Below are 21,077 nucleotides of genomic sequence, written 5' to 3' on the forward strand. Positions count from 1 at the left end.
CGTCTTTGCGTTTATTCAAAACATTTCGTTTATCAAAAAATAATTTTAATTTTGTTACCAAAGATACTGAAATTAAATCTCAATTAAATTATAATAAAATTAAGGGAAGGATATTTTTTAGTTATATCAATTGGTTTTGATAAAATTGTTTTAATCTACTTTTTATTTACTTTTACTATTATATAGCTATATAAGGAGTGATTTCTATGAGTAAGACTTTCACAAAAAATATCCCGGTAAACGAAATTTTGCATTTAGGTGAGCACCTAGAGTATAAAGAGGGGCAAGTGATTAGTATTACAATTGCTCAAAATGAGCGACTCAGCATTACACTATTTGCGCTGCCTAAGGGGGAAGAAATCTCTACGCATGTAACAGTAGGCGATGCGATTGTGCAAATCCTCGATGGAGAAGCGCATATCGTTGTTGGTGATACGGAGCATAATGTGAAGACTGGTGAAACCTTGATTATGCCATCGGAAGTACCTCATAGCCTAGATGCAAGAGAAAGCTTTAAGATGCTGTTGACCGTAGTTAAATAAATATATCATAATAAATGCATCCCTTATATCAATAAGGGGTGCATTTTATATGTATTCTTTACAAGCCAGAGCTACACCTAAAGAGCATCACGATGAAATTGTGAAATCTTTGGTATCTAATATTAATGAATTAGAACAAAGTGGATTATTTGAAAGTATTCAAGTATATAAATGGAATTTAGTACAAGTGTATAATTCCAAACAATGTACCGAACCATTTGGCACTATTGTAGAGAACGTGTTATTTGGTACTTGGACACAGGATGAAACTGATTTGTTAAATGTAGGTAAAGCACAAGAACTGGCGTTAAGAGCGAAATTACCTTAGGGAGCAAAAGTGTAATGGACTATTTTGACTATTCATATAAACATAAATATATAGAGTTTAGCAGTAACATATATAGGGTTAGTACATATCATTACAACTGGCATGCAGAAACAGAGATTTTTATCTTGTTAAAAGGTAGTGTTGAGATGAGTTGCAATGGTGAGGTTTTTACGTTGAAACCTCTTGATGTCGTGATTATCTCTCCTCAAGTGGGGCATGCAACATTAGCCCTCGAAGAGGATGCTATAGCCTTTGTTATTCATGTAGGTAACGAGTTCTATCAACAGTATGATCCGGATTTTGGATCGTACCAATTTGTTTTGCGTTCAGATGATAGTACGCGTCATAACGAATTCTTTACAACCTTACGCCATCATGCTGCTATGACGATGTTGTTGATGACTAAAGGTGAAAGCCCAGTACATCGAATGTGGATAGAACACCATTACTTAGCTTTGGCCGGTGATGTATTTAGAGAATTTAATCCTATAAAAAAGGTTTATGAAAATGCTAGACCTGGCGATATAAAACCGGCATCTTTTGATAAAATGATTGCCTATATTGATGAGCATTATGAGCAGAAAATAGAGTTAGAAGATATTGCTAAAATTGGAGGCTATAATATTGCCTATACATCGCAGTTTTTTAAACGGCAAATGGGGATTTCATTTGTTGAGTATGTCTTGAGGTTAAGAATCCGTGACGCTACTGTTCGCTTAGCTAGTACGGATGAGGCTGTCGCAAGAATTGCAAGCGATTGTGGATTTGCAGATGTGAAAGCCTTTAATGTGGCTTTTAAAAAACACTTTAATATGACCCCCACAGAATATCGTAAGCAAGTCAAAAGCATTGGGCGTAAAACCGTCTTACAAGATTGGAAAGAAATTATTTCTGTAGACAATCAAGATGTTCTTGATGTATTGCATTCATTCTTGTCGTATGAAGATGATTCCCGAGCTAAGAGCGAATTGGAATTTATGAGCAAAAAATTGGAATCTTTGAAAGAAAAGTTAGCCGATGTAGTAAAGGATTTATAATTGGGTTTTATGATAACTATATTTTTATTGTGACTATATTCTTATGATAAGAGTTTGGGAAGCAAATTATTTTGATGAATTTATGACACATATAGAAAGATTAGAATTGGGTAAATTTCTATATCAAGAAACCCTATAAAGTTATTGAAAAAGCACTACTGTTGATAAGTAGTGCTTTTTTATATGTGCTTTCTAGGTGGATTTATATATAAATTCACCCTGAAAATACAATAAATCGAGAGAAATCTATTTTTTCCGTTGATTTTACTATAAAAATTACCTTTTAATTTGGATAGTTATATTCACTAAACTGAGTAGAATATATTTCATCAGGAGTAAAAAATTAGTAAATTATAATTTTGGAGGATATATGAATCAAGTAAAATTTATGGAAAACGTAGGTAAAGTTGCAACTGTTACTGCTGTAGCTATGTATGTATCTTACTTCCCACAAATCATGCATAACCTAGCTCATCCAGGTACTGGCGATTGGATTCAACCACTTGTAGCTGCAATCAACTGTACATTATGGGTAGCGTATGGTTTGTTTAAAGAACATAGAGATATTCCAGTAGCATTAGCCAATGCACCAGGTATCTTCTTTGGCTTAGCAGCAGCTATTACAGCGGTTATGTAATTTTAAGAATAGATATATAATGCTATAGAAACATAAAACTATAAATTATTGACATGTAAAATAAGATTACTGTTGACCGTTGCTAATTATATATATCATAATGAATGCATCCCTTTGATTAATAAGGGGTGCATTTTTTATGTAAATAATTGAGAGGTATTTGTTTGATTTTATGAGGGGTGTTACGTTGTCATGGATTACTTTCACTATACCTATAAACACAATCATATAGATTTCAATAGTGATATATACAAGGTTAGTACATATCATTACAACTGGCATAGTGGTGTAGAAATCTTGATTTTGCTAAAAGGCAGAATCGATATGAGTTGTAATAGTGAGGTTTTCACAATGGAACCGCTTGATACAATTATCATTTCACCTCAAGTAGGTCATGCTACGTTGGCGTTGGAAGAAGATACGACAGCTCTTGTTATTCATGTCGGAAAGGATTTCTTTCAGCAGTTTGATCCTAACTTTGGAATGTATCAATTTGTATTACGTTCTGATGAAAGTAATCGGTACAACTCTTTCTTTACCACATTGCGTCATCATGCGGCTATGATGATGTTATTGATGGTGAATGGTGAAAGTCCTACTAATCGATTAGATGTGGAGTATCATTATTTATCTTTAGTTAGCGATATATATAAAGAAATTAATAAGGTTAAATCTATTCATGTACATACAAAGCCTGTCGATATAACAGTAGCCACCTTCGATAAAATGATTGCTTATATAGATGAGAATTATCAGCAAAAAATTGAATTAGAAAATCTTGCAAAGATAGGTGGCTATAATGTGAACTATACATCACAATTTTTTAAACGCCAATTAGGTGTCTCCTTCCTTGAATATGTATTACGATTAAGATTGAGGGAGGCTACAGTTCGTTTAGTTAATTCTAATGATGCAGTTGCACATATTGCAAGTAGCTGTGGTTTTGCGGATATTAAAGCTTTTAATGTAGCTTTTAAAAAACATTTCCATACCACGCCATCTGAATATCGTAAGCAAGCAAACGAAATAGGACGTAAAACAAAATTACATGATTGGAAGGAAATTATATCAACACAAGAACAGGATATTATAGAGATACTACAATCTTGTTTACCATATCAAGATGATTCTACTAATAAGATTAGATTAGAAGTGGCTAATCAAAAGTTAAATGACGTTAGAGAACAACTTGAGATGGTTGTAAAAAAATTACAAGATTAACTGGTATTGTTATATACCATTGTAACTGATTATAGTTGCATATTTTTGAGATTAAATTTGAGCGGATATACAATCATTAGGTTTAGGTGATTTTGTATATTTGTTAATCCTATTAAAATATATGGTGAAAGAGCACTACGATCCGATGGTAGTGTTCTTTTTTTGTACAATCATATAGGTGAAATTGTATTTTTTTAATGGGTTAAAAGAGAATAATTAAGGAAATTTTGTATGTGTTTAACAGACTTTTACCATTGAAAATGAACTTGTAAATTGGATAGTTATATCCTAAAAAAAGAGTACAATGAAATCATCGAAAGGAGCTAAGGTTTCGAAACATAAATAATCACGTCTTAAATAATGAAGTCCATTTGGAGGTTTACGATGAGTACGAAGGAACAACAAGTACAAGAAATGACAAATAAGATAGCTAATTTCATTTCTTATATGGCAAAGGTATTGCCTGATGATGTACAAGAAAAAATTCATGAATTGGCACAGGATGAAAAAAATCCTATGGCCAAATCTATTTATGAAACAATGCAACACAATATGGATTTAGCAGCTCAGCTTAATCGTCCTTCTTGTCAAGATACTGGTGTATTACAATTTTGGGTAAAGGTTGGATCTAATTATCCCTTACTAGGAGAATTAGAAGATATTCTAAGAGAAGCAACTTATAAGGCTACACAAGAGGCTCCATTACGATTGAACTGTGTAGAAACTTTTGATGAGTTTAATACTGGTAAAAATATTGGCCTCACTGCACCTTATATTCACTGGGATATCATTCCTGGTCGCGATGATGTAGAAATCTTCCCTTATATGGCTGGTGGCGGTTGTTCCTTGCCAGGATCCGGTAAAACATTGATGCCAGGCGAAGGCTATGAAGGTGTTGCTAAGTTTGTTCTTGATTTGATGACAAGCTATGGCTTGAATGCGTGTCCTCCACTATTGGTAGGTGTAGGGATTGCTACAACTATTGATACCGCTGCGGGATTATCTAAAAAGGCATTAATGCGTCCTGTATCTTCAAAAGCACCTAATGAAAAAGCGGCTTACATGGAACAATTATTAGAGGATGGCATAAATAAAATTGGTATTGGACCTCAAGGTATGGGTGGGGATAAAACTGTATTAGGTGTGAATATTGAACATGGTACACGTCATCCATCTGTTATTTCTTGTGCTGTTAGTGTAGGTTGTTGGAATCATCGCCGCGGCGTTCTCGTCTTTGACAAGGATGGTAATTGCACAGTTAAATCTCATAAAGGAGTGACATTATAATGGCTAAGAAAATATTAACTACACCAATTCAAAAATCTGATTTAGAAGGCATTAAGCCAGGTGATGTGATTTATTTGACTGGGCATATTACAACTAGTCGTGATATGGGCCATCGTCGTGTGGTAGAAGAAGGTAAAACGCTACCAGTTGATGTTAAAGATGGGGCTATACTTCATGCAGGACCAATTATTCGCACTATAAGCGATAATGAATTTGAAGTTGTATCTGTAGGTCCTACTACATCTATGCGTATGGAAAAATTCGAATATGAATTTGTTAAAAAGACGGGGGTACGTCTCATTGTAGGTAAAGGCGGTATGGGTCCTGAAACAGCACGTGCCTGCAAAGATTTTGGTGCACTACACTGTGTATTCCCTGCAGGCAATGCCGTACTTGCAGCTACAGAAGTCGAAAAAGTAGAATCTGCTAATTGGCGTGAATTAGGTATGTGTGAGACTTTGTGGACTTTTAAGGTTAAAGAATTTGGTCCGCTCATCGTATCTATTGATGCAGACGGTAATAACTACTTTGAAAATAAAAAAGTAGAATACAATGCGAAGAAAGAAGAAGTGTTAGAAGAGATTTATAAACACGTAAGCTTCATTAAATAATCTCATTGTGAGCTTAACTTAATAGGGGGATTATACGGATTTTGTACAATCCTCCTTTTTTGTACCCTTTTTTAGGTATATTACACGTATTGGGAGGTATATATGGATACGAGTGTAATGATAACTCTTGGCTTCTTGGTATTTGCCATCGTCATGTTTGCGTGGGAGAAAATCCCTTTGTCTATTACCGCTATGGTTGTAGCAGTAGGCCTACACTTAAGTGGGGTATTATCCGCTAAAGAAGCGTTCGCAGGTTTTGTGGATCCAAACGTCTTACTATTTATGGGCATGTTTGTAATTGGTGAAGCTTTCTTTGCAACAGGTGTCGCTGTAGGTGTAGGTAATGTAGTTCATAAGTTTGCTAAAACTGAAACATCCTTGCTCGTTGCAGTTATGATGATTACAGGTGTTTTATCTGGCTTCTTATCTAATACTGGTACAGCTGCTGTACTGATTCCTGTAATTATCGGTATTTGTAAAAAGAGTGGTTTTAAACAAACTAAGTTATTGATGCCTCTCGTATTTGCGGCAGCCATGGGTGGTAATATCTCACTTATCGGTGCTCCTGGTAACATGATTGCTCAAGCAGGATTACAACAAGCAGGCTTAGGTTCTTTTAATTTCTTTGATTATGGTTTAGTAGGCTTACCAATCCTTATCGTAGGTACTATATTCTATGCTACAATTGGTAAACGTTTCTTACCAGATGCTCCAAGCCACCAACCAGATGGTGCTTTTGAAGGTAATGATGATTATAGTCATGTGCCATCTTGGAAGAAATGGACTGCTGCGATTATATTGATTCTGACAGTCGTTGCTATGATTTTTGAAAAACAATTAGGTGTAAAACTTTATGTAAGTGCTTGGATAGGTGCGCTTGTTTTAGTAGCTACTAATGTTATTAGCGAAACGGCAGCTGTTAAATCTATCGACATGAAAACAATTATGCTATTTGCTGGTTCTATGGCTCTCGGTGATGCAATGGTAAAAACTGGTACTGGTAGTGTAATTGCTGACATTATTGTTAATAGTCTTGGAGCAAGCCCATCTCCAATCGTTGTGTTAGTAGTAATCTTTGTGCTTGGTGTGTTTATGACAAACTTTATGTCTAATACAGCTACTTGTGCTTTACTAGTTCCAATCGGTCTTAGCCTAGCTTCTCAACTTGGCTTCGATCCTAAAGCAGTTCTTGCAGCTATCGTAATTGCAAGCTCCTTGGCATATGCAACACCAATTGGTATGCCTGCCAACACTATGGTATACAACATAGCTGGCTATAGCTTCATGGATTATGTGAAAGCTGGTTTACCACTTATCGTTGTATCTAGTATCGTAGCACTTATTTTACTTCCAATCCTATTCCCATTCTAATAAGATAAGTATTTGGTATATATTGAAAGCCCTGATGTATATTTACGTCAGGGCCTTTTCTTGCTTACCTGCATATATTGTGCTTGTTTTGTTATATATTAGATAGATTACTAAATTTGTTAGACATAAGTATTAGACATTAGAGAAACTTTCACATATAATAGAGTAATGTAAGTGTACAAATATACATTCACAGTAGACATATATTACAAAACGTATACGTCTATCTAATAGTTGTTATATAGGTTTATGTGGCCATGGTGCCGAGGAGGCTTTATGTTAAGCGATATTGAGATTGCCCAACAGAATAGAATGGAAAAGATTCAGGTTATTGCCAATAAATGTGGGTTAACACCTGATGACATTGAACAATATGGTCATTATAAAGCTAAAATTTCTTTTGATGCTATTCGTCGTTTAGAATCTAAACCAGATGGCAAATTGGTGCTAGTCACAGCGATTACGCCAACACCAGCAGGGGAAGGTAAGTCTACAACGAGCATTGGTCTCGTACAAGGCTTACAAAAAATCGGTAAAAATGCAATTGCTACATTACGTGAGCCATCCTTAGGACCTGTTTTTGGGATTAAAGGTGGTGCAGCAGGTGGCGGTTATGCTCAAGTTGTACCTATGGATGACATCAATCTTCATTTTACAGGTGATATGCATGCTATTACAGCGGCTAACAATTTATTATCCGCTATGATCGATAACCATATCCATCAAGGAAATGAATTGCAAATCGATTTGCGTCAATTATCATGGACTCGTGTTCTAGATATGAATGACCGTGCTCTTCGCAATGTGACAGTTGCACTCGGTGGTAAAGTATGTGGGTTCCCTAGAGAAGATCACTTCATGATTACTGTAGCTTCTGAAATCATGGCTATTCTTTGCTTAGCTAAGGACTTAGAAGATTTGAAAGCACGGTTTGGTCGCATCGTTATCGGTTGTAACTTAGCAGGTGATCCTATTTATGTTCATCAACTTGGATGCCAAGGTGCGATGGCACTTCTTATGAAAGATGCTATTAAACCAAATCTTGTACAAACATTAGAACATACACCGGCTATCGTTCACGGCGGTCCATTTGCAAATATTGCTCATGGTTGTAACTCCATTGTAGCTACAAAACTAGGACTTAAACTTGGTGATATCGTAGTTACTGAAGCCGGCTTTGGCGCTGACTTGGGTGCTGAAAAGTTCCTTGATATTAAATGCCGATACGGCGATATTTTCCCTGATGCAATCGTCATCGTAGCTACATTACGAGCTCTTAAAATGCATGGTGGTGTACCAAAACAAGAGTTGAATACAGAAAATGTTGAAGCCGTGACTAAAGGTTTCAGCAACTTACAAAAAGCAATTGAAAACATGCGTTATTTCAATGTGCCTGTATTAGTGGCAATCAATAAATTTGCTAGCGATACAGATGCAGAAATTGCTGAGTTGACTCGCCTATGTGATGAGTTTGGCGTGCCTGTAGAGCTTAATGAATGTTGGGAAAAGGGTGGCGAAGGCGGCACTGATATGGCGAAAAAAGTTGTAGAGTTACTTGAAGGCCCTAAGCCAACACCTAAATTCGTATATGAGTTAGAAGATAGTTTAGAGGACAAAGTTAATAAAATCGTTAAAACTATTTATGGTGGCGATGGTGTTATCTTTACGGACAAAGCGAAAAAGCAAATTAAACAATTAGCAGATTGGGGCCTTGATCGTTTGCCTGTATGTATGGCGAAAACGCAATACTCCTTATCCGATAATCCAGCACTCTTAGGAGCTCCAACAGGCTTTACAATTACTGTATCCGATATTCGTGTTGCTAATGGGGCAGGCTTTATCGTGTGTCGTACAGGTGACGTAATGGTCATGCCGGGCCTTCCTAAACGTCCTGCTGCTCTTAATATGGATATCGAAGCAGACGGCACAATTAAAGGCTTGTTCTAATAGAAAGTGTTTTTACATGAGGCTATGTTATGAAATTAGTAGAACAACGAGTAATAGATTTTGTGGCTGCTACTGCCTCTAAAGCGCCAACGCCAGGTGGTGGTGCTATTGCGGCATTGACTGCCGCAACGGGGGCGGCTTTAGCAGAAATGGTAGCAAACCTTACATTTGGTAAAAAAGGTTATGAAGCGGTTCAGACCGAAATGGAGGAGCTTCAAGCTAAAGCAGAAGCGATTCGCAAGCGCATGCTCGAATTATCTCAAGCTGATGCAGATGTATTTAATATCTTTATGAACGCCTTAGGATTGCCAAAGAATACAGATGAAGAAAAGGCTGCGCGTACAGCTGCTATTCAACAAGCATACAAAGATGCTGCTATGGTACCTTTTGAAATTGGAGAATTAGCGAATCAAATATTTGATTTAGCAGAATTAGCCTCTCGTAAGGGGAATCAAAACCTTATTACAGATGGTATTATTGCGGCTATTAATGCGCGTGCTGCAGTGAAATCGGCTTTTTTGAATGTGCGTATTAATTTATCTGGTATTAAAGATGAAAGTTTTGTAGCAGAACTAACATCTAAGATGTATGCCATTGAAAAAGATCTTGATGTTAAAGAGTCGTCTATCATAGGGTTATATGAATAATAAGAGATTATAATATAAATCGAATAATATAACCGAGCAAACTATAAAAGTTCGGGAAATAATATAAAGAGAGCCTATTAATACATATAAAATAATAGACTCTCTTTTTTCTATTGTTATAATCCGAACGATAGTGTAAAATAAATGGGTGATATTTCGAGGCTTTATGTAGGAGACATTATGACAGATCAGAACCAAATAAATACAGTCGATAGTATGTTGCCCATACCACAGCTCTTTGCCTTTGGTTTACAGCATGTACTTGCCATGTATGCTGGAGCTGTTGCGGTACCGATTATCGTGGCACAGGCGATGAATTTACCTGTGGAGGACTTGATTCGTCTTATTACAGCAGACTTGTTTACTTGTGGCATTGCGACCTTAATTCAAACATTAGGCTTCGGTAATATAGGTGGGCGTATCCCTATGATCCAAGGTGTTACTTTTGCATCTGTCGGACCTATGACTATGATTGGGGCACAGCATGGTATGACTGCCATTTACGGTGCCATTATTGTAGCAGGTCTATTTACTTTTATAGTAGCTCCATTCTTTAGCCGTCTAATTCGACTGTTCCCCCCTGTTGTAACGGGAACAATAATTACTCTTATTGGGATTAATTTGATGCCAGTTGCCATTAATTGGATGGGGGGCGGTGTAGGAAATCCAGAATTTGGAAGTTATACGAACATAGGACTTGGATTTCTTACGTTTTTAATTGTTGTATTTGTATACAAGTTTGCTAAAGGTTTCTTAAGTAATCTTTCTGTATTAATCGGTTTGATCGCAGGCACAGCAATTGCCTTTGCAATGGGCGTTGCTAATTTTGACGAAGTTGGTCGTTCTCAATGGGTTGCTTTCATTGAACCATTCTATTTTGGTTTGCCAACATTTGACTGGGCTTCTGTACTATCTATGATTATCGTCATGCTCGTTGTCATGGTAGAGACTACAGGTGATAGTATTGCTATTGGTGAAATTGTGGATAAGCCAATAGGTCGAAAAGAATTGGCTTCTGTTATTCGTGCTGATGGTATTTCCACTTTAATAGGGGGAATTCTTAATAGTTTCCCATATACAGCCTTTGCTCAAAATGTAGGACTTATTGCGGTTACAGGTGTTAAAAGTCGCTTTGTAGTAGCTGCATCTGGAGTAATCTTAATTTTGTTAGGTTTATTCCCTAAATTAGCCGCTATTGTTGCTAGTATACCAAATGCAGTACTCGGTGGTGCTGGCATTGCTATGTTTGGCATGATTGTTGCTAGCGGTATTCGCTCTCTTGGCAAGGTTAGCTTTGATGGTAATCATAACTTGATGCTTGTGGCGATTAGTATTGGTGTGGCTATGATCCCTATTGCGGCGCCGAACTTTTATGCTAATTTCCCTGATTGGGCACAAATTATATTAAAATCTGGCATTACCTTTGGTAGTATTACGGCAATCTTGCTTAACTTATTACTCAATGGTGTTAATCATGGCGATGAAATTCAAGAAATGGGTCGTCGCTAAATAATACATACGAGAACTCTATTCCTATAGAATAGAGTTCTTTTTAGTGATTAAATTCACAGGGAAAATGTATGAATACTATGCTATAATATATAGATAATTGTAGAACTATTTTGTGATACTTTCATAAAATAGGAATACAGTCTGGATTTACAATTAAGTGTTTATAAAAAGTTATGTATATGGAATGTTCCCATAAGAAGGGAAGGGGCACGTGGCAGACGGAAAGATTATTGCTATCTCCATTAGTGAGAAAAAAGGGCAAAAAAAACATAATATTGAATCCGCCAATCTCATTGTAGATCATGGGATGGAGGGAGATGCTCATGCAGGAAATTGGCATCGTCAAATCAGCTTACTTGGTATCGCTAGTATTGAACATATGCGGGCGCAAGGTGCAGATGTTAAACCTGGTGATTTCGCTGAAAACATTACAGTAGAAGGTATGGTTCTTTATGAATTAGCTGTAGGGACTCACTTACAAGTAGGTGATGATGTGATTCTTGAAATTACTCAAATTGGCAAGGAATGCCATCATGGTTGCGAAATCATGAAACAAGTTGGTTCTTGCATTATGCCTACACAAGGTATCTTTGGTAAGGTTCTTAAAAACGGTACGATTCGCGTAGGTGATGAAGTATCTATTATTAAATAATTTTGAGTTGGTAAACGAGGTGTATTATGAAAGACGCATGGGGTCGTACAATTGAATATGTACGTCTGTCGCTGACAGATGCGTGTAATTTTTGTTGTCCCTACTGCCGGCCTGCAGAAATTACGCCTCAAAGTCAAACGCAACTATTGTCTGTTGATGAATGGATGACCATTTTAGGAGCTTTCCATCATATTGGTGTGAAGGCAGTACGCCTCACAGGTGGTGAGCCTTTGCTCTATCCACATATTGAAGAACTACTAGGTCGCATTAAAGAATCAGGTTGGTTTGAAGATATCTCTATGACTACCAATGGCAGTTTATTAGCTTCACGAGCGCAACGGTTAAAAAAATTTGGCTTGAATCGTGTGAATATTAGTTTGGACTCTCTTGAAACTGAAGCTTTTGCTACCTGTGTTGGTAAAACGGGACAGTTGGAGTCTGTTCTCGACGGTATACGTAGTGCTATTAATGCTAACTTTAAATCCGTTAAGATTAATACCGTTTTATCTCGTTATTGGTCCGATGATGAAGTTAAATCTTTATTACAATATGTTGAAAAATGGCCTGTTGTTTGGCGGTTTATTGAATACATGCCGTTCCAAGGTGATGCCTTTCATGGGCCTACCTTTGATGAATGGAAGGAACAATTAGAACGCGTTAGTGGCGGATCTCTCACAGAGGTTCATTCTGTTTATGGCTTTGGTCCAGCTACATATTTGGCACTGCCTAGTGGTAAGGCCGTGGGCTTTATTTTTTCTATGTCTCATAGCTATTGTGATACATGCAATCGTGTGCGCCTTACATCTGATGGTCAAATGCGATTGTGCTTGTTGCGAGATGATGAGGCTGACCTTGTATCGCTCGTGCGCAATGGTGCCTCAGAAGAGGCTTTAGCCAAGCATATCGAACGTGCTTTGCAACGAAAACAAGAACGACATGATGGTATAGGCATGGAGCAACCAGAACGACCAATGTGGCGAATCGGAGGGTAGTATGGGATTTTTTGATTTTTTAAAGCCTAGATCAAAGGAAAATATTGAATCATGCTGGCCTGGAGGCAAGATGCTTCAAGTCCATATAGAATACGATACACAAGAGTCTGTTTTTACCTATTTTGGTCGTTATGGGTTACAGTTTAGCGTTCCTAAGTCTAATTTAACGAATATTATTGTTAAAGAAGTAAGCCGCACTCATAGTGTGCTTCAACTATATAGTGGTGAAAACTGCGTAGGGACTAGTGATTTACTCCCTACTGAGGCCTGTAATATTATGAAGGATTGGGTATTACAATATTAATAATATGAATGTTGATATTTTATAGGAGTGTAATAAATTTTCTTTACATTCCTATAAAATAAGCATATAATTATTCATGTCATGGACCACTAGCTCAGCTGGCAGAGCACCTGACTCTTAATCAGGGTGTCCAGGGTTCGAACCCCTGGTGGTCCACCAGAGTAAAGAACTCACATTTTGTGTGAGTTCTTTTTTTGTGTAAATATTTTTCTTTTAGCTTTTTGCATATCTTTTTAGCCTTCATATAGTTATTTACATGGTTAAAATACGTTGTGGTTTAATCCTATTTTTCTCAAACGAGTAGTCATTGATTCAATTAAGTTTATAAACTTTAACATTAATGGAATATAGAATTGATACAATATAATATATTTTATAGACAGTAAAATTATAATAGCTTATGATGGTTGTATAATAGTTTTTCTCATTAGGAGGTACCAAATGGCAGTAGATGTTTCTAGAACACAAGATGTGTATAAAGATGCTGGACAAAGTGTCAACTTCACCACTTTGTTGTTAAACCGTAAAGATCATGAGGCAGAGCTTGAAGTGATTCAAGATATGGCAGATCGTATTCAAGCCATTAAACGTTCTGTTAGTATTCGCGCTAATGGGGAAGGTTTGGGCATTGCCTTTGGCTTTAGCCGTAAGGCATGGGATTATTTGTTTCCTAATGCACCGGTACCAAAAGAGTTAGAAGACTTCCAAGGCATAAAAGGTGATAAACAAGATGTACCAGCTGTAGCAGCTGACTTATTTTTGCATGTCTGCTCTAATGATGAATCTGTTACGTATACTGTAGTAGATCAAATTATGGAGTTCTTACGCCCTATTACATCTGTTGTAGATGAAACCCATGGCTTCCACTACGAACAAGGTCGTGCGATTATTGATTTCGTTGATGGTACGGAAAACCCTGTTGGCCAAGAGGCTGTAGAGTGGGGCGTTATTGGTGATGAAGATCCTGAATTCACTAACGGCTCTTATGCATTTGCTCAAAAATATGAACATGATCTTGATGCATGGCGTGCACTTCCTACAGAAATGCAAGAAAAATTCATTGGTCGTCGTAAATTTAGCGATATTGAATTAGAGGATGATGAAAAAGATCCGGCAGCTCACAATGTAGTGGCTCAAGATAATCGTGATGACGAAGAACACAAAATCGTTCGTATGAATGTTCCATTTGCTCAACCAGGACATGGCGTACGTGGTACATTTTTCATCGGTTATGCTCGTTACTGGGATGTAACTAAAACAATGCTTACCAATATGTTTACGCAAAACGATAAATTGCTTGATTACTCCAAACCTATTACTGGCATGTTATTCTTCATCCCATCTCTTGATACATTGGATGCTATTGCGGAAGGTGAACTATAACCGAATTCTGATTAATATTGGAAAGCTGTATATTCACTTAATTAGTTAGTAATATTTGGTTTTATCTATTAGATTAAAAATTTATTATATAATTCTATAGAAAGCGCCCCAAGTGGGCGCTTTTATGCTATAATAAATCTATTAAACTCGTAAAAATCCATTGTAGTCATGAATGAGGTATTCCATGAATTATACTAGCACCCGAGGTACCGTTACGGTAAATGAAACATATGCATTGTTGCACGGCTTAGCAGAGGATGGTGGCCTATATGTACCATCTTTATTTCCTACAAACTGCTTAACTTACAATGATGTGAAAGATAAAAACTACCAAGAAGTAGCAGCCGTTGTTTTAGCAAAGTTGTTTCCATGCTTTTCCGAAGCTCATTTAAATGAAATGATTAATTCTGCTTATTGCGATGCTAACTTCAGCACCCGTGATATTGCACCATTACACTCTTTATTGGAAAAGGTTTCCGTATTGGAATTATTCCATGGCCGCACACAAGCTTTCAAAGATATGGCCTTGTCCTTATTCCCATATTTGTTAGTGGCAGCTAAAGAGGCGGAAGGTGAGAAAAAAGAGGTTCTTATCTTAACGGCTACCTCTGGTGATACTGGTAAAGCAGCTCTTGAGGGCTTCAAGGATGTACCGGGAACTCATATTCAAGTATTCTACCCGACTGATGGCGTTAGTCCTATGCAAGCGGAACAAATGCAAAAACAAGAAGGGGAGAATGTTAATGTTACGGCTATTCATGGCAATTTTGACGATGCTCAACAATTCTTGAAACGCCTCTTTGTTGATAAAGCGACTGCTGAAGAGGTTGCTGAAAAAGGGATTATGTTCTCCAGTGCGAACTCTATCAATATTGGTCGTTTAGCTCCACAAGTAGTTTACTATGTAAATGCCTATGCTGAACTGGTTGCACAAGGTGCAATCCATGAAGATGAAGCTTTCAACGTTGTAGTTCCAACAGGTAACTTCGGTAATATCTTGGCTGCTTACTATGCTAAAAAAATGGGGATTCCTATCGGCAAATTGATTTGTGCATCTAATCAAAATAACGTACTTACTGACTTCTTTGAAAACGGTACCTACGATATGAACCGCCCATTCTATACGACGATTTCTCCATCTATGGATATTCTTGAATCCTCTAACTTTGAACGATTCTTATATTATATTTCTGGTGAAGATAGCGAACGTACAGTAGGATGGATGAAAGATCTTAAAACAACAGGCAAATTAACTGTTAATGAAGAAGAGTTCAAACGTGTTAAGACTGATTTTGCTGGTGCCTACGTTGATGATGAAGAAACAAAAGCAATCATTGAACAAGTATATAATTCTTACGGTTATGTAATGGATCCTCATACGGCAGTTGCTATGGGGGCGTATATGAAGGAGTTGGAGAAGCATCCTGAAGATGGCGCTCGTCATATAGTGATTGCATCTACAGCACATCCATTTAAATTTCCTACACCAATCTGTGAGGCATTGGATATCAAGGTGGGCGAGACTCCTTATGAAAGCTTAGATAATATCTCTGCTGTAACGGGTGTTGCCTTCCCTAAACAATTGGAAGCCTTACAATCCAAACCATTGCGCTTTACAAAAGCAATCGACAAAGAGAATATGAAACAAGAAATCTTAGATTTTGTAGATACATTCTCTAAATAATACAATGCCGCCTTTCCTTAGAAGGGCGGCATATCTATATGTTTTTTATTGAGTAATCATTTTTTATTGATTAACCAATTAAATTCATTTTCTCATTAAATTAACATTCATCATATGATATGGAATTTTGTTAGTATGTATTGATGTATTCATTATTTATAGAAATATGGGTTTATAATTATATAGAGAAATATAATTATAGGAGGGGCTATGGCTAAAAAGGGCCTTATATATGCATTGTTATCCGCACTTTTATTTAGTACGATGAATGTATTTGTAAAACTGTTAGGGACAAATATTCCACCTGGGGAGATCGCTTTTGCCCGTGGGTTCTTTGGGACTGTTGCGGTGCTCATTATTATGTATGTGAAGGGCATCCGTTTTTCAAAAGAGGATCGGGGGCTCCTCGTCATGCGTGGCTTATACGGCGGTTTTGGTATGGTATGTAATTTCATAGCATTGGTACACATAAAATTATCTGATGCAACAATTCTATTTCAGACGACAGGAATATTTGTTTTTATCTTTAGTGCTCTGTTTCTGAAGGAATCGATACCTAAAGGGGCTGGCAAATGGCTTGGAGTCATTTTGATTGCTGTCTTAGTAATGGTAAATCCTTTTAGTTATGAATCATTTTCTTGGTATGCATTGGTAGCAATTTTAGGTGCTGCTTTAGCTGCGGCGGCCTATACGACGATACGAACTATTAGTAAACGCGGAAAACATAGTAATTTTGAAATCATGGCCTATTTCATGATTACTGGCATGATTGCGGGCCTCGTCACTACTGATAAGCTCGTTATGCCTCAAGGTACAGATTGGCTCATTATCTTCGCTATCGGTGGTATTAGTGTAGTGGCTCAGTTTTTCTTGACTGGCGCCTTTGTTACGACCAATGCTGTAGTGGCTCAATTCTTGCAATACGTTGGCGTATTTATTAGTTCCTTCTATGGGTTCTTGATCTTTGGTGAAAGCTTATCCATAGCAACAGTAGGAGCTGGTATTGCTATGTTTATATCCTCTGTCATGTTGGCGCGTCTTAAAGAACAGAGTGGTCCATTAAGAGAGGGCAAGGTTATAGAGGATAAAATTAAATAAATGTCGAATATATACAGTATCAGACTGTATATGACAGTGGGGGTGCTGATTACATTCGTGATTGGCACCTTTTTACATAAAAGATAAAATACAGGGGTATTAGTTAGTGATTTATTGTAATGAAATATACTAGAGCTTTTTCATTTTGAAAGTAGCTACAGACGGAGGAGCTATGTATATAAAATGGATGCATATTGAAAACTATAGGAACTTAGCCGATGTAACGCTAAGCTTTCACAATGATATTAATTACTTTGTCGGTGAAAATGCGGTAGGTAAGTCTAATTTTTTAGATCTCTTAGAAATTATCATGGAGTGCCATGGTTTTATTGAAAGTGATTTTACGGATGTAAATAAGCCTATTCGCATTGATTTTGAAATATCTCTAGGTGAGTTAAATTATAAAAGCATGTATACTGCTGATGAGGGACCTACCTACCGTTTACGACTTGAACAAGTTGTACAAGAGGTATATCCACGATTATACAGAGTCACTGATGCAGGGATTGAGCCTATGCCGTTGTCTATGATTCGTCATGCTTTATATGTGTGTCATCGCGATACCTCAGAGCAGGAACTGTTTTCTATACCGTCCTCTATATATGTAGAATTAGGACAGCTATTACAAGCTTATGTGTCTCGATTAGAAATGCCTACTGATGATTTTCAGCGTGAAATTGTTAGTTTACGTAAGGATTTAGATCCTTACTGTATGCTCAATATTCAACATCTTGTAGAGGTATTGTCTACATCCTCCGCTATGGAACGTAAGTGTTCTGCTGATAATGTACGATTGATTATGGCTGTGGCTCTCAAGATTTTGGCTCAAATTTATATGAAAGTGAGTAGTGCAACTACAAATTTAGAATCTTTACTTGTATATGATGCAAAGGGATACAAGTTTTTACCAATCTTTATAAGTGTGGATGAGCCTGAGCTACATTTAAGTCCGTATTTGCAACGGGCTGTGCTCAATTATTACCGTCAAATTGCAACTAATGAAAATGAAGAGTTTTTAGCATTGCTGCGAGATATTTTTAAAATAGATGGATTGTTAGGACAGCTCTTTGTGGTTACTCACAGTACGGATGCGCTAGTTGACGATTATCGTCATATTATTCGGCTTTATCGGGATGAAAATAATATGGTCTGTGCAGCGTGTGGAGTTACTTTCAATTTTCCTAAAGAGGTAGAGAAACACTTGATTATGCATTTTCCTGAGGCAAAAGAGGCTCTATACGCTCGGTGTATTATCATCGTAGAAGGGGAGACTGAGTACGGTAGCTTTACAGGCTTTGGTAAAAAATTAGGCGTGGACTTTGACTATTTTGGAATCTGTCTTATCAACGCTCGGGGCGAGTCCTCTATCAGTAAATTGCAAAAATTGTTTAATAGATTCTCTATTCCTACAGTAGCTCTCTATGATCGCGATGTAGAGGGAAAATATGCAAAAGCACATAGCAATATATTCTATACGGAGGAAATTTGTTTTGAAATGGATTTTGTATCGTATCTACTTGCGATGCACAAGCGTTCCATAATGGATGCCATCATCAAGGACATTATTGATGACGCTCGTCCAATGGTAACAAAGGATATGGCGCGGCGTGGTTATGCTAAATTAGGTATTACTAAAAGCCAAATTGTACAACGATGTTTACCAAATATTTCGGATCGTAAGTTGGATGATTTACATATCTATTACTTCTCTTGGTTTTATGCTAATAAAGGAGTAATTGTAGGGCGACGTATTAGTCAATTTTTAGATGCTTCCATGATACCACCTGCATTTATTGCAGTAATAGAGCGTGCTAAACTTCTTTCGCTAGGCTTAGGTTAATGGAGTAATACATTACTACTTCTAATTAATAGAGTCTGACCAAAGTTTTGTTAGACTCTATTTTTTCGAAGGTAACATAGCGTTTTAGAGTGTAGGCATAGGAAATATGGTGTAAAAAATACGCATAATAAGCGATTTATTACTATAATAGATAGAATTATAAAAAACTATATTAACTAAATTTTAAAAACTACATCGAAATTTCTTGACATCTTTTTATCTTTATTTTATGATTAGTACTGTTATTAATGCATTCTCAATTAAACGTATCTAGGAGTATGAAAATGAAAGACTTTCTAAATGACTTTAAAGCATTTGCTTTCAAAGGCAATATGATGGACCTAGCTATTGGTATGATTATTGGTGCTGCTTTCACAGCATTGGTTAATTCTGTTGTAAACAACCTATTCATGCCTATTCTCAGTGTATTCACAGGTGGTATTGATTTTAGTAATTTGTACTTGCCATTGAGCACAGGTTCTAAAGATGCATTCATGTCTGGTGCTGATATTGCTACAGCTCGTGCAGCTGGATCTGTATTGCCATATGGTACATTTATTACTGATTTGATTCAATTCTTGATTTTGGCATTTGTTGTATTCTTGATGGTTCGTGGTTTGGCTAAAATGATGAAATCTGCGAAAGAAGAGGAAGTTGCAGAAGCACCTGCAACGAAAGAATGTCAATTCTGTAAATCTGAAATCAATATCAATGCAGTTAAATGCCCTAACTGTACTGCAGATTTGAACTAGTTCAAATTTAAATTATACATAAAAGGAGTGAGGTTTTGACCTTACTCCTTTTTGTTGTATTACGTTAGCTTTCTAGTATAAAATATAATTATAATATATAGAATTTTTTAGGGAGGGATATACATGGAAAAGAAACCTCTAGTAGTAGTAAATGGACTGGTTCGCAAAGATGCGATTGCATATTTAAAAGAGCATGTAGATGTGCGCCAATGGACTGAAAAAACAGTGATGCCTCGTGAGGTACTGAAGGAATGGCTCATTGATGCGGATGGTTTGTGGTGTGTACGACCTTTAGATGTAGATGGTGATCTTGTAAAGAATGCGCCAAATTTAAAGGTTATAGCACAAGCGGCCGTAGGTTATGATAATGTAAATATTGATGAACTAACAGTGGCAGGTATTCCTTATGGCAATACGCCAGGTGTTCTCAATGAAACGGTAGCAGAACTTGCATTTACGTTGATTGCCACGGCTAGTCGTCGTATTATAGAAAATGCTAACTTTGTAAAAGACGGTCGTTGGGCTCAAAGACCTTCTAATATTAAAGGTTTTGATTTAAGTCGTCGCACTCTTGGTATCATTGGCATGGGGGCTATCGGCGTATCCATTTCTCGACGTGCCCGTGCGTTTGGTATGACTGTTGTGTATCATAATCGTAATCAACGTTTGGATGATAAGATTCATAAGACTACTTATATGGAGTTAGATGATTTATTAGCCATTAGTGATGTAGTATGCGTTATGGCTCCATTGACAGATGAAACATATCATATGTGTGATGAAGCGTTTTTCAAGAAGATGAAGAATACAGCTTTATTTGTTAATGTTGGTCGTGGACCTATCGTAGATACTGATGCACTTATCAATGCTCTTAAAACGGGTGAAATCGATTATGCTGCCCTCGATGTAACGGATCCAGAACCATTACCAGCGGATCATCCATTGTTAGATGTAGAAAACTGCCTTATTGTACCGCATATTGGCTCTTACACAGATAGAACTCGTTATGACATGTCTATTTTGACAGCGGATAATATTATTGCCGGCGTTCATAAGAAACCTTTAAAAACATGTGTAAATGAAGAAGTAAATTATAAGAAACCTCAAATGGATGTAGAGTCTGCGCTAGAAGAGCTTAAAAAGGCTGGCGTTGATTTAACTGATTTCGACTAAAAGTGGAAGACATTAAAAGATATGCGGTTTTATACAAAATATGGTAAAATAAAAGAATA

20 protein-coding genes and 1 tRNA gene are annotated in these 21,077 nt (G+C 36.9%); all 21 read left to right on the plus strand.

Translation table 11 applies throughout. The features are described from left to right. Positions 1-206 precede the first annotated feature (206 nt). The 21 genes from PK1910_RS00380 (at position 207) to PK1910_RS00480 (ending at position 21,018) form a co-directional block, all read left to right on the plus strand. Positions 207-542, plus strand: a complete 336-nt coding sequence (locus tag PK1910_RS00380) for a cupin domain-containing protein (RefSeq protein WP_128113931.1) — start codon at positions 207-209, stop codon at positions 540-542. Positions 543-567: 25 nt separating this feature from the next. Beyond that, entirely contained in the window at positions 568-870 is a 303-nt protein-coding gene (locus PK1910_RS00385; RefSeq protein ID WP_287511368.1) for a DEAD/DEAH box helicase family protein, read from the plus strand. 14 nt (positions 871-884) lie between these two features. Further along, a complete protein-coding gene (locus tag PK1910_RS00390) occupies positions 885-1,907 on the plus strand; it encodes an AraC family transcriptional regulator (RefSeq protein ID WP_287511315.1) in 1,023 nt (340 codons plus the stop codon). A 370-nt stretch (positions 1,908-2,277) separates the two neighbouring features. Further along, positions 2,278-2,544: a SemiSWEET family transporter gene (locus PK1910_RS00395; RefSeq protein WP_004698672.1), complete on the plus strand. Its 267-nt coding sequence runs from the start codon at positions 2,278-2,280 to the stop codon at positions 2,542-2,544. A 192-nt stretch (positions 2,545-2,736) separates the two neighbouring features. Then, a complete protein-coding gene (locus tag PK1910_RS00400) occupies positions 2,737-3,765 on the plus strand; it encodes an AraC family transcriptional regulator (RefSeq protein WP_119562703.1) in 1,029 nt (342 codons plus the stop codon). A gap of 384 nt (positions 3,766-4,149) precedes the next feature. After that, a complete protein-coding gene (ttdA, locus tag PK1910_RS00405; protein ID WP_128113932.1) occupies positions 4,150-5,052 on the plus strand; it encodes a L(+)-tartrate dehydratase subunit alpha in 903 nt (300 codons plus the stop codon). Further along, positions 5,052-5,663, plus strand: a complete 612-nt coding sequence (gene ttdB / locus PK1910_RS00410) for a L(+)-tartrate dehydratase subunit beta (protein WP_008601490.1) — start codon at positions 5,052-5,054, stop codon at positions 5,661-5,663. The genes ttdA and ttdB overlap by 1 nt, the downstream gene beginning before the upstream one ends. A 102-nt stretch (positions 5,664-5,765) precedes the next feature. Next, positions 5,766-7,034, plus strand: a complete 1,269-nt coding sequence (locus tag PK1910_RS00415; protein WP_008601488.1) for an SLC13 family permease — start codon at positions 5,766-5,768, stop codon at positions 7,032-7,034. Between the two features lie 276 nt (positions 7,035-7,310). Continuing rightward, a complete protein-coding gene (locus PK1910_RS00420) occupies positions 7,311-8,981 on the plus strand; it encodes a formate--tetrahydrofolate ligase (RefSeq protein ID WP_101928830.1) in 1,671 nt (556 codons plus the stop codon). Between the two features lie 29 nt (positions 8,982-9,010). Beyond that, positions 9,011-9,628, plus strand: coding sequence for a cyclodeaminase/cyclohydrolase family protein (locus PK1910_RS00425; protein WP_120055458.1), 618 nt, complete (start codon positions 9,011-9,013; stop codon positions 9,626-9,628). A gap of 180 nt (positions 9,629-9,808) precedes the next feature. Beyond that, complete coding sequence (locus tag PK1910_RS00430; RefSeq protein ID WP_270278521.1) at positions 9,809-11,137, plus strand: nucleobase:cation symporter-2 family protein; 1,329 nt, start codon at positions 9,809-9,811, stop codon at positions 11,135-11,137. A gap of 214 nt (positions 11,138-11,351) precedes the next feature. Then, positions 11,352-11,792 carry an MOSC domain-containing protein gene (locus PK1910_RS00435; protein ID WP_173014547.1) on the plus strand — a complete coding sequence of 147 codons (441 nt, stop codon included), beginning with the start codon at positions 11,352-11,354 and terminating at the stop codon, positions 11,790-11,792. 26 nt (positions 11,793-11,818) lie between these two features. Continuing rightward, entirely contained in the window at positions 11,819-12,784 is a 966-nt protein-coding gene (gene moaA / locus PK1910_RS00440; RefSeq protein ID WP_120055451.1) for a GTP 3',8-cyclase MoaA, read from the plus strand. 1 nt (position 12,785) lies between these two features. Beyond that, the gene (locus tag PK1910_RS00445) at positions 12,786-13,088 is read left to right on the plus strand and encodes a hypothetical protein (RefSeq protein ID WP_008601476.1); all 303 of its coding nucleotides are present in this window, start codon (positions 12,786-12,788) and stop codon (positions 13,086-13,088) included. 83 nt (positions 13,089-13,171) lie between these two features. Next, positions 13,172-13,247: transfer RNA gene (locus PK1910_RS00450), tRNA-Lys, on the plus strand. Positions 13,248-13,529: 282 nt separating this feature from the next. Then, entirely contained in the window at positions 13,530-14,471 is a 942-nt protein-coding gene (locus PK1910_RS00455) for a Dyp-type peroxidase (RefSeq protein WP_287511310.1), read from the plus strand. 184 nt (positions 14,472-14,655) lie between these two features. Continuing rightward, complete coding sequence (gene thrC, locus PK1910_RS00460; protein ID WP_331299011.1) at positions 14,656-16,155, plus strand: threonine synthase; 1,500 nt, start codon at positions 14,656-14,658, stop codon at positions 16,153-16,155. 210 nt (positions 16,156-16,365) lie between these two features. After that, positions 16,366-17,253, plus strand: a complete 888-nt coding sequence (locus PK1910_RS00465) for a DMT family transporter (RefSeq protein WP_008601469.1) — start codon at positions 16,366-16,368, stop codon at positions 17,251-17,253. A gap of 172 nt (positions 17,254-17,425) precedes the next feature. Then, positions 17,426-19,093, plus strand: a complete 1,668-nt coding sequence (locus tag PK1910_RS00470; RefSeq protein WP_287511308.1) for an ATP-dependent nuclease — start codon at positions 17,426-17,428, stop codon at positions 19,091-19,093. 284 nt (positions 19,094-19,377) lie between these two features. Continuing rightward, positions 19,378-19,845, plus strand: coding sequence for a large conductance mechanosensitive channel protein MscL (mscL, locus tag PK1910_RS00475; protein WP_039965058.1), 468 nt, complete (start codon positions 19,378-19,380; stop codon positions 19,843-19,845). 123 nt (positions 19,846-19,968) lie between these two features. Next, positions 19,969-21,018: a 2-hydroxyacid dehydrogenase gene (locus PK1910_RS00480; protein ID WP_008601465.1), complete on the plus strand. Its 1,050-nt coding sequence runs from the start codon at positions 19,969-19,971 to the stop codon at positions 21,016-21,018. Positions 21,019-21,077 lie beyond the last annotated feature (59 nt).

This window comes from Veillonella parvula, from assembly GCF_036456085.1.
GTDB lineage: Bacteria > Bacillota > Negativicutes > Veillonellales > Veillonellaceae > Veillonella > Veillonella parvula_E.

Excerpts from the sequence above, each read along its gene's own strand:
- PK1910_RS00380 (WP_128113931.1), top strand. The coding sequence starts at position 207 with ATGAGTAAGACTTTCACAAAAAATATCCCGGTAAACGAAATTTTGCAT.
- PK1910_RS00390 (WP_287511315.1), top strand. The coding sequence starts at position 885 with ATGGACTATTTTGACTATTCATATAAACATAAATATATAGAGTTTAGC.
- PK1910_RS00395 (WP_004698672.1), top strand. The coding sequence starts at position 2,278 with ATGAATCAAGTAAAATTTATGGAAAACGTAGGTAAAGTTGCAACTGTT.
- PK1910_RS00400 (WP_119562703.1), top strand. The coding sequence starts at position 2,737 with ATGGATTACTTTCACTATACCTATAAACACAATCATATAGATTTCAAT.
- ttdA (WP_128113932.1), top strand. The coding sequence starts at position 4,150 with ATGAGTACGAAGGAACAACAAGTACAAGAAATGACAAATAAGATAGCT.
- ttdB (WP_008601490.1), top strand. The coding sequence starts at position 5,052 with ATGGCTAAGAAAATATTAACTACACCAATTCAAAAATCTGATTTAGAA.
- PK1910_RS00415 (WP_008601488.1), top strand. The coding sequence starts at position 5,766 with ATGGATACGAGTGTAATGATAACTCTTGGCTTCTTGGTATTTGCCATC.
- PK1910_RS00420 (WP_101928830.1), top strand. The coding sequence starts at position 7,311 with ATGTTAAGCGATATTGAGATTGCCCAACAGAATAGAATGGAAAAGATT.
- PK1910_RS00425 (WP_120055458.1), top strand. The coding sequence starts at position 9,011 with ATGAAATTAGTAGAACAACGAGTAATAGATTTTGTGGCTGCTACTGCC.
- PK1910_RS00430 (WP_270278521.1), top strand. The coding sequence starts at position 9,809 with ATGACAGATCAGAACCAAATAAATACAGTCGATAGTATGTTGCCCATA.
- moaA (WP_120055451.1), top strand. The coding sequence starts at position 11,819 with ATGAAAGACGCATGGGGTCGTACAATTGAATATGTACGTCTGTCGCTG.
- PK1910_RS00445 (WP_008601476.1), top strand. The coding sequence starts at position 12,786 with ATGGGATTTTTTGATTTTTTAAAGCCTAGATCAAAGGAAAATATTGAA.
- PK1910_RS00455 (WP_287511310.1), top strand. The coding sequence starts at position 13,530 with ATGGCAGTAGATGTTTCTAGAACACAAGATGTGTATAAAGATGCTGGA.
- thrC (WP_331299011.1), top strand. The coding sequence starts at position 14,656 with ATGAATTATACTAGCACCCGAGGTACCGTTACGGTAAATGAAACATAT.
- PK1910_RS00465 (WP_008601469.1), top strand. The coding sequence starts at position 16,366 with ATGGCTAAAAAGGGCCTTATATATGCATTGTTATCCGCACTTTTATTT.
- PK1910_RS00470 (WP_287511308.1), top strand. The coding sequence starts at position 17,426 with ATGTATATAAAATGGATGCATATTGAAAACTATAGGAACTTAGCCGAT.
- mscL (WP_039965058.1), top strand. The coding sequence starts at position 19,378 with ATGAAAGACTTTCTAAATGACTTTAAAGCATTTGCTTTCAAAGGCAAT.
- PK1910_RS00480 (WP_008601465.1), top strand. The coding sequence starts at position 19,969 with ATGGAAAAGAAACCTCTAGTAGTAGTAAATGGACTGGTTCGCAAAGAT.